General features: G+C 63.6%; 10 protein-coding genes. 8 read left to right on the top strand and 2 right to left on the bottom strand.

What is annotated here, in order from left to right:
- Positions 1-524, top strand: a 524-nt coding sequence (locus QVE23_RS00935; protein WP_287967438.1) for an SPFH domain-containing protein, incomplete at its 5' end; no start/stop codon positions are given.
- A 428-nt stretch (positions 525-952) separates the two neighbouring features.
- Positions 953-2020, top strand: a complete 1068-nt coding sequence (locus QVE23_RS00930; RefSeq protein ID WP_287967437.1) for a helix-turn-helix domain-containing protein — start codon at positions 953-955, stop codon at positions 2018-2020.
- 144 nt (positions 2021-2164) lie between these two features.
- Here the strand turns inward: QVE23_RS00930 and QVE23_RS00925 are convergent, their stop codons facing one another.
- Positions 2165-2467 carry a DUF6506 family protein gene (locus QVE23_RS00925; RefSeq protein WP_136891081.1) on the bottom strand — a complete coding sequence of 101 codons (303 nt, stop codon included), beginning with the start codon at positions 2465-2467 and terminating at the stop codon, positions 2165-2167.
- A 100-nt stretch (positions 2468-2567) separates the two neighbouring features.
- Positions 2568-4229, bottom strand: coding sequence for a ribonuclease J (locus QVE23_RS00920; protein ID WP_287967436.1), 1662 nt, complete (start codon positions 4227-4229; stop codon positions 2568-2570).
- A 454-nt stretch (positions 4230-4683) separates the two neighbouring features.
- On the opposite strand from QVE23_RS00920, the gene QVE23_RS00915 reads away from it, so the two are divergent.
- From QVE23_RS00915 to dnaB, 6 genes are all read left to right on the top strand, one after another.
- Positions 4684-5706: a LacI family DNA-binding transcriptional regulator gene (locus QVE23_RS00915; protein ID WP_119311656.1), complete on the top strand. Its 1023-nt coding sequence runs from the start codon at positions 4684-4686 to the stop codon at positions 5704-5706.
- Between the two features lie 96 nt (positions 5707-5802).
- The gene (locus QVE23_RS00910; RefSeq protein ID WP_276896152.1) at positions 5803-6996 is read left to right on the top strand and encodes an MFS transporter; all 1194 of its coding nucleotides are present in this window, start codon (positions 5803-5805) and stop codon (positions 6994-6996) included.
- A 131-nt stretch (positions 6997-7127) separates the two neighbouring features.
- Positions 7128-9119: a DHH family phosphoesterase gene (locus tag QVE23_RS00905; protein ID WP_119311655.1), complete on the top strand. Its 1992-nt coding sequence runs from the start codon at positions 7128-7130 to the stop codon at positions 9117-9119.
- A gap of 14 nt (positions 9120-9133) precedes the next feature.
- Entirely contained in the window at positions 9134-9367 is a 234-nt protein-coding gene (locus QVE23_RS00900; protein ID WP_021750269.1) for a hypothetical protein, read from the top strand.
- 14 nt (positions 9368-9381) lie between these two features.
- Positions 9382-9831: a 50S ribosomal protein L9 gene (gene rplI / locus QVE23_RS00895; protein WP_021750268.1), complete on the top strand. Its 450-nt coding sequence runs from the start codon at positions 9382-9384 to the stop codon at positions 9829-9831.
- A gap of 241 nt (positions 9832-10072) precedes the next feature.
- A partial coding sequence (gene dnaB / locus QVE23_RS00890; RefSeq protein WP_287967435.1) for a replicative DNA helicase occupies positions 10073-11374 on the top strand: 1302 nt, incomplete at its 3' end.

The following is an 11374-nucleotide window of genomic DNA, read 5'->3' as shown; positions in this document are numbered from 1 at the left end:
AGATGCGCGCCATTCTGGACGAGGCCACGGACCCCTGGGGCATCAAGGTCAACCGGGTGGAGCTGAAAAACATTATCCCGCCCAAGGAGATCCAGAACGCCATGGAGAAGCAGATGAAGGCGGAGCGGGAGCGCCGGGAGTCCATCCTCCAGGCGGAGGGGCAGAAGCAGTCCCAGATCCTGGTGGCGGAGGGCGAGAAGCAGTCCCTGATTCTCAAGGCGGATGCCGCCAAGCAGGCCGCCATCCTGAAGGCCGAGGGCGAGAAGGAGGCCCGCATCATGGCCGCCGAGGCGGAGGCCCAGGCCATCATGCAGGTGCAGACCGCCCTGGCGGACTCCCTGAAGCTGCTGAATGCCGCCGCCCCCAATGACCAGGTGGTGAAGCTGAAGGCTCTGGAAGCCATGCAGAAGGTGGCGGACGGCAAGGCCACCAAGATCATCATTCCCAGTGAGCTCCAGGGGCTGGCAGGACTCGCTGCCAGCGCCAAGACGGTGTTCGACACAGAGGACCCCAAGGGGGAGTGAGGGAAAAGCAGTACAGGCGCACAGCAAAAGCTGTGCGCCTGTATTTTGCAAATTGGGGCAGAGGGCGCAGCCCTTCATGTCCATTGCCGGGACGATGGGAGCCGGTGCCGGAAGAGCGTATTCCCATGATCCCATACAGACCCGCGCCGTAAGGGCTTCGGTCGGGACCTGCTGCGGCCGGGAGGGTCAGGTGCAGTCTGCGTCCCGCTGAATTGCCCGCGGCGGTCTGGAGTTCTGCCCTGTCTACGCGGGGAGGTTCGCCCAATGAGAGGCGCGCCCCGGAAGCCCGGTTTGGGGCACAGTGATTACAGCGATTTTTACCCATTAACCGCCGGTTAAAAGATCGTCAGAAAAATTGAACACCTGTCGATTGCAGCGCACCGCCGGAGATGGTATTCTGGGGACAGATCACAAGAGGGGGCTTTGCCATGCAGATCCACGAGATTATCCGCACCCGGCGGACGGCACTGGGGCTGACACAGGAGCAGCTGGCGGGGAAGCTGGGGGTATCAGCCCCGGCGGTGAACAAATGGGAAAGGGGAAACTCCTACCCGGACATCACCCTGCTGCCGGTGCTGGCCCGGACGCTGCGGGTGGACCTGAACACACTGTTGTCCTTTCAGGAGGACTTGACGGAGACGGAGATCGCGGAGTTTTTGAACCGACTGTACGAGGTGTCCCGGACCGAGGGGTGCGGCGCGGCCTTTTCCCTGGCAGAGGAGAAGCTGCGCCAGTTCCCCAACAGCGACGCGCTGGCATACAGCGCTGCGGGGCTGCTGGAGGGGCTTCTGACCCTGTTCCCCGGCACCGATGAGACAGCCCGGCCCGGCCGGGAGGACTTTGTCGCGGGCCTGTACGAGCAGGCCGCCCAGAGCGCGGACCCCAAAATCCGGGAGTGGGCGACCTATACCGTGGCGAGCCGCTGCATCGCCCGGGGGGATCTGGACCGGGCGGAGGCGCTGCTGGACCAGATCTCCAACACCCATCGGGACAAGCGGGAAGTGCTGTCCGCCCTGCGGCGGAAGCAGGGGCGGACCGAGGAGGCCTGGACCCTGCTGGAGCGGGAGCTGTTCGACCGGGCCCACGGCATCCAGACCACGCTGCTGTCCCTGATCGAGATGGCCCAGGCAGAGGGAGACCGGCAGCGGGCCCAGGGCTTTTGCGACGCCGCCCGGCGGGCGGGAGAGGCCCTGGACCTGAGCGATTACGCAGTGCTGTCTGCCCCCTTCCAGCTGGCGGCGGCGGAGCAGGACGGCCCGGCGGCGCTGGACCTGCTGGACCGGCTGCTGCATAGCCTGACAGTGCCTTGGGATCTGAGTGCCTCGCCCCTGTACCGGCATCTGGCCACCAAGGAGGCCGCCGGAGAGGCCCAGTCGGTGCTGCTGGAGCCCCTTCTGGACCAGGTGGAGGCAGACCCGGACTGCGCCTTCCTCCGGGAGATGCCGGAGTATGGGACGATGGTGGAGAAGTACCGGCGCGCCGCAGATGGGGCATGAGCTGGCGGGACCCGCCGGGCGGCGGATGAGACTGTCCGGTTCCGCCGGTGCCAGGGCGCGGCGTGCCGCAGTTCTGCATTCCCCGCGGGCCGTGCAGGAAAAAGAAAAAGCGGAAGGACGAAAGTCCTTCCGCTTTCATGCGTCTCAGCCGAACAGGGCATCGCCGCTCTTGAAGCCCAGGCCGGGGTGGAAGTCGAACTTCACCGCGCCCACGGCCACGTCGGGACCCACGGCCCGCTGGATGCGGGCGATGCCCTCGTTGCCGAAGCCAGCGCACAGCTCCATAGCGGTGACGCCTACGGCGGCCAGCTCCTTCGCGGCAGCCTCCGCCTCAGCGTAGGTCTTGCAGCCCACCACGTTCAAATGGATGCTAGGGGTGGATACCACGGTGCGGGTGGTCTCATCGGCATCGCCGATAAGAAAGAGAAATGCGGCTTGCAGTGCCATTGTTATGTAGACCTCCCTGAAAATCAAGAATCAGAGCGAACAGATAAGAGATGCCGCTTTCCCTGCGGCTCTCTTATCTGCACACCCGTTATCTGGTATGTCACAGTCTGGTGACCACGGGGATAACCATGGGATTGCGCTTGGTGGTTTTGAACAGGTAGCTGCTGACGGCGGACTTGACGGAACCCTTCAGTTCCCCGTCATCCCGGCCCCGCTTGCGGGAGACGTTCTCCGCCGCGTCCCGGGCCACGCTCTGCAGTTCCTTCATCAAGTCCCCGGACTCCTTCACGTAGATGAAGCCCCGGGTGATGATCTCCGGCTCGCTGAGGAGGTTGCCGTCATGGGCGGAGATGGGCAGGACCACCACCACCATGCCGTCTTCTGCCAGGCGCTTGCGGTCCCGCATGACCACGGCGCCCACGTCGCCCACGCCGGAGCCGTCCACATACACCTCGCCGGCGGGGACGGAGTTGGCGGACAGCTTCATGGACTTGCCGGTGATTTCAATGACGCCGCCGTTATCGGCGATGGCGATGTGATTGCGGTCCATGCCCATCTGCTGAGCCAGCTGGCAGTGGATCTGCAGCATCCGCTGCTCACCGTGGAGCGGGACGAAGAAACGGGGCTTCGTCAGGGCGTGGATGATCTTCAGCTCCTCCTGGCAGGCGTGGCCGGACACGTGAAGCATGTCGGCCCGATCATAGACCACCTTGACGCCCTTGCGGAACAGCTCGTTGATGACCCGGGACACCGTCACCTCGTTGCCGGGGATGGCGCTGGCGGAGATGATGACCTTGTCCCCGGCGCCGATCTCCACCTGCTTGTGCTGAGAGAAGGCCATGCGGTACAAGGCGCTCATCTCCTCGCCCTGGGAACCGGTGGTGACGATGACCTGCTTGTTCTTGGGCAGGCCCTTGATCCGGTTGATGTCCACCAGGGTGTTCTTGGGCACCTTCATATCCCCAAACTGTGTGTAGACCTTAATTATTTTTTCCTGGGCCCGGCCGGTGCCGGCCACCTTCCGGCCGACGGCCGCGGCGGCATCCAGCACCTGCTGGATCCGGTGGACGTTGGAGGCGAAGGTGGTGACGATGATCCGGTCCTCGCATCCCTGGAACTGGCGCTTGAAGGTGGCGCCCACCGTCTTTTCAGAGGGGGTAAAGCCCGGACGCTCCACATTGGTGGAGTCCGCCAGCAGTGCCAGGACGCCCTCCTTCCCCAGCTCGCCGAAGCGGGCAAGGTCGATGACCTCCCCGTCGATGGGGGTGGAGTCGATCTTGAAGTCGCCGGTGTGGACGATGGTGCCCATGTGGGTGTGGATGGCAAAGGCCACGGAGTCGGCGATGGAGTGGTTCACATGGATGAACTCCACAGTGAACTTGCCGGCCCGGACGCTCTTGCCCGGCTCCACCGTGATGAGCTTGGTGCTTTTCACCAGCCCATGCTCCTCCAGCTTCAGCTTGATGAGCCCCGCGGTGAACCGGGTGCAGTAGATGGGCATGTTCAACTGCTTGAGCACATAGGGAATGGCACCCACGTGATCCTCGTGCCCGTGGGTGATGAACAGACCCCGGATGCGGGCCCGGTTCTTGATGAGGTAGCTGACGTCGGGAATGATGAGGTCGATGCCGTACATGTCGTCCCCGGGGAAAGCCATGCCGCAGTCCACCACGATGATCTCGCCGCCGTACTCATAGGCGGTCATGTTCTTGCCGATCTCATTGAGACCGCCCAGGGGGATGATTTTCAATTTTTCTGCCATAGATCGATGATACTCCTTTGAAAAAATATGTAAAATACCCCCATAACAGCGGAAATGGCGCAAAATGAGCGCACGCAAACAAGAGACGCCCGTAGCCTGCGCGGCCCCGTTTCGCCGGCAGGGGTTCGGTCACGTCATTCCGTTGAAACCGTATGGGGTTTTATTTGACTGAGGCGGAGCGGCGCTCCGCACCAGTGAAATACTGTGGAACTGTGTAAAAAAGGGCGGAAAAGCAGTTGCTTCTCGACGCGCACTTTGTTATACTGAAACGAAGGCGCGGCCCAGGCAGAGGCACGCCCCGCGGCGCTCCGACAGCCGGCGGCCTGCCGCCGGCGGACACGGAAGGCCGCACCATTCTGCCCCTAGTATAGCACAGGTCAAGCGTTTTGTATACATTTTTTTCAAGAAAACCAAGATGACCGGCGGAAGGGCCGGAGAAAGGGAGTGAAGGGACATGCGGGCAACGATCAAGATGATCGCAGAACGGGCGGGCGTCTCCATCGGCACGGTGGACCGGGTGCTCCACGACCGGCCGTATGTGAAGGAGGAGGTCCGGCGGCGGGTGCTGGAGGTGATGGAGGAGCTGGATTACCAGCCAAACCGGGTGGCCAGCGCCCTGGCCACCAGCGGCATGGCCCGGCATTTCGCTATCATCCAGCCCACGTGGGAGAGCTATGTGGGCGAGGCCATGGCCGCTGGCGTGGCGAAGTTCCGGCAGGACCGTCAGGACTACAATGTGAGCGTCACCATCCACCCGTACCGCCAGGGGCGGATGGAGGACTGCCTGCACCTGCTGGACACGCTGGCGGAGGAGGTCCAGGGGATCGCCCTGTGCGCCGCGGACTGCCCCCAGGTGCGCCAGAAGCTGGAGCTCCTGGCGGAGCGGCGGATGCCGGTGGTGACCTTCAACTCCGACATTGCAGGCGCCCGGCGGCTGTGCTACGTGGGGGAGGACGCCCACCACGCCGGCCGGGTGGCCGGGGACATCGCCGCCAAGTTCCTCAGGCCCGGAGACCGGATCCTGCTGGTGTACGCCGACCACGGCTACGCCGGACACAAGGGCCGGGCAGACGGCTTTCTGGAGCGGCTTGCGGAGCGGGGGCTCCGGCAGGAGGACTGCCGGGTGGCAGAGACCCACGACAACTATGATGAGACACTGGCAGCGGTGACCGCCGCTTTGGCGGAAGAGCCGGACCTGAAGTATATCTATATGGCCAACCGCTCCGTGCCTGCGTGCATGGAAGCCCTGCGCGGGGCCGGCCGGATGGGACAGGTGCGGGTTCTGGCCCACGACAACAGCCCGGAGACGCGGACCTTCCTGCGGGAGGGACTGCTGGACTTCATCATTGACCAGAACCTGACCTACCAGAGCCGCAAGGCCCTGTCGCTGCTGTTTGATGCGGTGGTGGAGCACCGGACGCCGGAGCGGGACTGTTTCTATCCGGAGAGCCCTATCCTCACGGCGGAGAACTGCTGAAAGACTTTCTCCGGCGCCGGCTTCCCGCGGAGGCCGACTCTGGGGGAAGCTGTTTTTGGGAAAAGCTGTGTACGCAAACAGAAGGAGAACCGTGTCATGGAACAGACGAAAAAGCCGCTGCCTGGGGCGGTACTGCTGCTGGCGGCCCTGGGATTTGTGCTGGGGACCTGCGAATTTGTGATTGTGGGCATTCTGCCGGAGATCGCGGAGGGGCTGAACACCTCTCTGGCGGCAGTGGGAAAGCTGGTATCGGTGTTCGCCGCCTGCTACGCGGTGGGGACGCCTGTGATCACTGCAGCTACCGGCGGAATCTCCCGCCGGAAGCTGCTGGCGGTGCTGATGGGGGTGTTCCTCCTCACCAGCGCGGCAAGCTTTGCCGCTCCTAATGTGGCGGTGCTGTATGCCACCCGGGTAGTGGCGGCGCTGGTGTCCGGTACGCTGACGGCGGTGGCCATGCTCTATGCCAAGGAGGTCGCCGCCCCGGAGCAGACCGCCCGGGCCATCTCGCTGGTATACGGCGGCTTTTCCGTGGCAGCGGTGCTGGGAGTGCCCCTGGGCACTGCCGTGTGCCAGATCCTGGGCTGGCGGTGGACCTTCGCCGTGATCCTGGCTATGGGCGCAGCGCTGCTGCCGCTGCTGCTGCGCTCCCTGCCCGCGGTGCCGGCACAGGCGGACAGCGGGCTTCTGAAGTCCTTTTCCATCCTGTGGGACCCCCGATGCTCCCTGTGTGTGGGGATGATCCTGTGCAGCGCCTCCGCCACCTATATCGTGTACACCTATCTCTCGCCGATCCTGACAGAGACACTGGGGCTTCCAGCGGGGGCGGTGAGCCCGCTGCTGCTGGTGATGGGAGCGTGCAGCGCCGCCAGCAATCTCCTCTCCGGCCGGCTGGGGGAGCGGGGCGGCCTCCGGACCCTGCCCATGGCCTTCGCCGCCCAGGCGGTGCTGTTTGCCCTGCTGCCGCTGCTGCTGGGAAACCGGTGGGCGGGCCTTGCGGGGGTCTTTGCCATGGGGCTGCTCATGTACCTGCTGAACACCCCGGCCCAGATGCACGCGCTGTCTCTGGCAGAGCAGGATTACCCCTTCGCTTCCAGCCTGTGCGCCTCCGTACAGCCGGTATCCTACAACTTCGGCATTGCTATCGGCTCCTTCATCGGCAGCGCCGTGCAGGAGGGGTGGGGATTCCGCCCCCTGGGCCTGCCGGCGGCAATGTTCGCCCTGGCGGCACTGGGGCTGAACCTGCTGCTTCTGCGCGCCAACGGCCGCCGGACGGCCGCGGCGGCATCCTGAGGACCATCAAAACAGGCTCGGGCCGGATCAGCCCGGGCCTGTTTTAACAGTTGCTTCTTGTGGGAAAAACTGCTATACTATTCTTCAATATGGGTATGTATGCGTCCCTTTCAAAAGGAGACCTGATCGAGATGAACAACAAGAAGCTCTCCCGCCTGCTGGAGCCCAATCTCAAGCTCTACTTCCTCTGCATGATCGTCTTCGCGGCGGCCACCGCCACGGTGAGCCTGCCTCTGGGACTGGTGGAGATCGCCTGCACCGTGGGCCTGTATGCCTATTTCACCAACCGTAACCAGAAGCGGCGGCAGAACATCCTCCAGTACATTGATAATGTCACCGGCAGCGTGGATACCGCCAGCAAATCCACCCTCATCAACTCTCCGCTGCCCATCATGGTGTTCCGGCCGGACACCGGCGAGGTGATCTGGAGCAATGAGAACTTCCTGCAGCTGGCCGGCGTGCGGGAGCACCTGTTCGAGATGAAGGTGGAGGATGCAGTACCGGATTTCCCCGTTCAGTGGATGCTGGAGGGAAAGCAGGAGTGCCCGGACCGGGTGGTGATGAACAGCCGGCGGTTCCGGGTGTACGGCAGCCTGGTGCGGGCCAAGGGCCGGGGGGCCGAGCAGAACCTGGTGGCCACTACCTACTGGGTGGATACCACAGAGGCCGACGACCTGCGGGAGCGGTACACCGCCACCCGGCCGGTGCTGGCCATTTTGATGGTAGACAACTACGAGGACCTGATGAAGGCATGCGCCGATACCCAGCGCAGCGCCGTGCTGGCCCAGATCGACGAGAAGCTGAACAACTGGGCCGCCTGCGCCGACGGCCTGCTGCTGAAGACGGAGCGGGACCACTACCTCTTCATCTTTGAGGAATGCCACTACGACCACTTTGTGGAGGAGAAGTTCTCCATCCTGGATGCCATTCGGGAGATCAAGGTGGGGGATGTGTGCCCCACCCTCTCCATCGGCATTGGCAAGGATGCCGACGCTATGGCGGAGCTGTACCGCAACGCCCGTCTCAGCCTGGAGATGGCCCTCAGCCGGGGCGGAGACCAGGCGGTGGTCCGGGGAAAGGTGGACTTCCAGTTCTACGGCGGCCGCAGCAAGTCCACGGAAAAGCGCACCAAGGTGAAGTCCCGGGTCATGGCCAGCGCCCTGAACGAGCTGATGGCCGACGCGTCCGAGATCTATATCATGGGCCACAGCTTTGCGGACATGGACGCCGTAGGCGCCGAGGCGGGGCTCTACTGCATTGCCCGCAAGCACGGCAAGCGGGCCCAGATGGTCATTGATCTGGAGCACAACGCCGCCGGAGCGGTTTTGGCCAAGCTCCAGGCGTTGCCGGAGTATGCGGGGGCGTTCACCTCCGGGGCGGAGGCATTTTTGAAAATGAGGCCGGGCGCTCTGGTCATTGTGGTGGACACCAACCGCCCCGACATGGTGGAGAGCCCCCAGCTGCTGGAGTCCAGCAACCGGGTGGCGGTGATCGACCACCACCGCCGGGCGGCCAGCTACATCGAAAACGCCGCCTTCAGCTTCCACGAACCCTATGCCTCCTCCGCCAGTGAGCTGGTGACGGAGCTCTTGCAGTATCTGGTGGAGCCCGCCGATCTGCTGCGGGAGGAGGCGGAGGCGCTGCTGGCCGGCATCGTGCTGGACACGAAGCACTTCACCCTGCGCACCGGCGGCCGGACTTTTGAGGCGGCGGCCTTCCTCCGCCGGGCGGGGGCCGACACCACCGACGTCCAGCGGTTGTTCCAGAGCGATCTGAGCGAGATGGTGTCCCGCTACGACATCATCCGCCGGGCGGAGCTGTACCGGGAGGACATCGCCGTGGCGGCCATCGACCAGGAGGGCGTGGACCGGGTGACGGCGGCCCAGGCGGCGGACGAGCTGCTGAGCCTCAAGGGCGTGAAGGCGTCCTTTGTGGTATTCCCCAGTGGGGAGAACGTGCAGATGTCCGCCCGTTCTCTGGGAGAGGTGAACGTCCAGGTGATCCTGGAGGCCCTGGGCGGCGGCGGCAACTCCACCACTGCCGGCGGCCGTGTGGAGAACACAGATGTGGAGACGGTGAAGAGTCGTCTGCTGGAGGCCATCGACGCGTATTTTGAAAAGTGAGGAGGAGCGCGGCCATGAAGCGGTTTCTTTCCACATTTGGCATCTGCTTGGCGCTGGTGGAGGCATTCATCTTTTTCGGAGGATACCAGCTCTTTGATTTCAGCCGGCGCTGGTATTTGGCAGGCGCGTCCATCGCCCTGGTTCTGGCGGTGCTGGTGTGCATTCTGGTTCATCAGAATGACCGGCTGGAGGCGCTGGAAAAACGGACCCGGCAGCTGGAGGAACAAATTCAGAAACAGAACGACTAAAAGGAGACGTTATCATGAAAGTGATTTTACAGCAGGATGTGAAGGGCCAGGGAAAAAAGGGCCAGATGGTGGAGGTGTCCGAGGGCTATGCCCGGAACTTCCTCCTGCCCCGGAAGCTGGCCATCGCCGCCACGGCGGACGCCATCAACACCATGAACCTGAAGGAGAAGGCCCGCAAGGCTGAGGAGGCCCGGCAGAAGGCGGAGGCGGAGGCCACCGCCGAGAAGCTGAAGGAGTGCATGGTGAAGCTCACCGCCAAGGCCGGCAACGGCGGGCGGCTGTTCGGCGCCGTCACCACCAAGGAGATCTCCGACGGGCTTAGGCAGCAGTTCGGCATCGACATCCCCAAGCAGAAGCTGGTGCTGGACGAGCCCATCAAGGCGTTCGGATCCTATCAGGTGAAGGCCAAGCTGGGGTTTGAGGTCAACGGGACGGTGTACGTCTCCGTGTTTGAGGAAAAATAAAGGGAGTTCCTCTGTTTGGGGGCACACTCTGGGGGAGAGGAATGGGCCGCCATTGCGGCAGTCTCGGGGGCTCCTGCGCCCGCAGGGGTGCGCCCCCGCTCTCTTTTTTGGCTGTGCCAAAAAGAGAGTGCGCCGCGCCCGGTGGAAGAGAAAAGGCGCTTGGCGCGCTCTGGTACAATGGCCCTTCGCGCTTTCCTAACCCAAACAGGTGGACTCCTATTCACGGCGAGGTGACAGTAAGATGGCAAACGAAGACCTTCTCCTGCGGCAGATGCCCCACTCTCTGGAGGGGGAGCAAGCCGTCCTGGGCTCCATGCTCATCGACGCGGACTGCGTCAAGGATGTGATGGACAAGCTCCGGCCGTCAGATTTTTACCTCCGGCAGAACCGGGAGATTTTTGAGACCATCTACTCCATGTTCACCTATGCCAAGCCCATCGACGGCATTACCGTCTGTGAGGAGATGCAGAAGGCGGGCACCTACGACGAGAACACCACCCGTTCCTATCTGGCCCAGCTGATGGAGATCACCCCCACCAGCGCCAACGTGATGGAGTACGCGGCCATCGTCCGGGACAAGGCGTTGCTGCGGGGCGTGGCCCAGGCCGCCGCCGAGATCACCGCCATGGTGCAGGAGGGCGTGGGCGAGGCCTCCGAAATTCTGGAGGCGGCGGAGCAGAAGGTTTACGCCGTCCGCCGGGGACAGAGCGCCCAGGACATGGTGCCCCTGCGGCAGGTGCTGCCGGAGGTGCTGGACCGGCTGGGAGAGATGAGCGAGAGCGAGAATCACCTGCCGGGGCTCTCCACGGGTATGTCCGCGGTGGACCAGAAGATCACGGGCCTGAACAAATCGGACCTGATCCTGCTGGCCGCCCGGCCCGGCATGGGCAAGACCTCCTTTGCGCTGAACGTGGCCCTGAACGTGGCCAAGGCCGTCCACAAGACAGTGGCCGTCTTCTCCCTGGAGATGAGCCGGGAACAGCTGGCCACCCGTTTGCTGGCCTCCGAGGCATTGGTGGAGAACAACCGCCTCAAGACCGGCGCCCTGCGGGAGACCGACTGGGAGAAGATCGCCGGGGCCGCCACCATCCTGAATAAGGTGGATATCCGGATCGACGACAATCCCATGCTGTCCGTGGCGGACATGAACGCCAAGTGCCGCCGGCTGGATGATCTGGGCCTGGTGGTGATCGACTACCTGCAATTGATGACCTCTGCCGGCGGCAAGGGCTACGCGGGGGAGAACCGCCAGCAGGTGGTGTCCGACATCTCCCGGATGCTGAAGATCATGGCCAAGGAGCTGAACGTGCCGGTGATCTGCCTGAGCCAGCTGTCCCGCGCCAGTGAGAAGCGGGACGACAAGCGGCCCATGCTGTCGGACCTGCGGGAGTCCGGCGCTATCGAGCAGGACGCAGACATCGTGCTGTTCCTGTACCGGGATGACTATTATAATGAGGATTCGGAGAAGCACAACATTGCTGAGTGCATTGTGGCGAAAAACCGCCACGGTGAGACCGGCAAAGTAGAGCTGCGGTGGATGCCG

The sequence above is a fragment of the Oscillibacter sp. KLE 1728 genome (assembly GCF_934833455.1).
GTDB classification, from domain to species: Bacteria; Bacillota; Clostridia; order Oscillospirales; family Oscillospiraceae; genus Oscillibacter; species Oscillibacter welbionis.
This window is presented reverse-complemented; position numbering and strand designations above follow the sequence as displayed.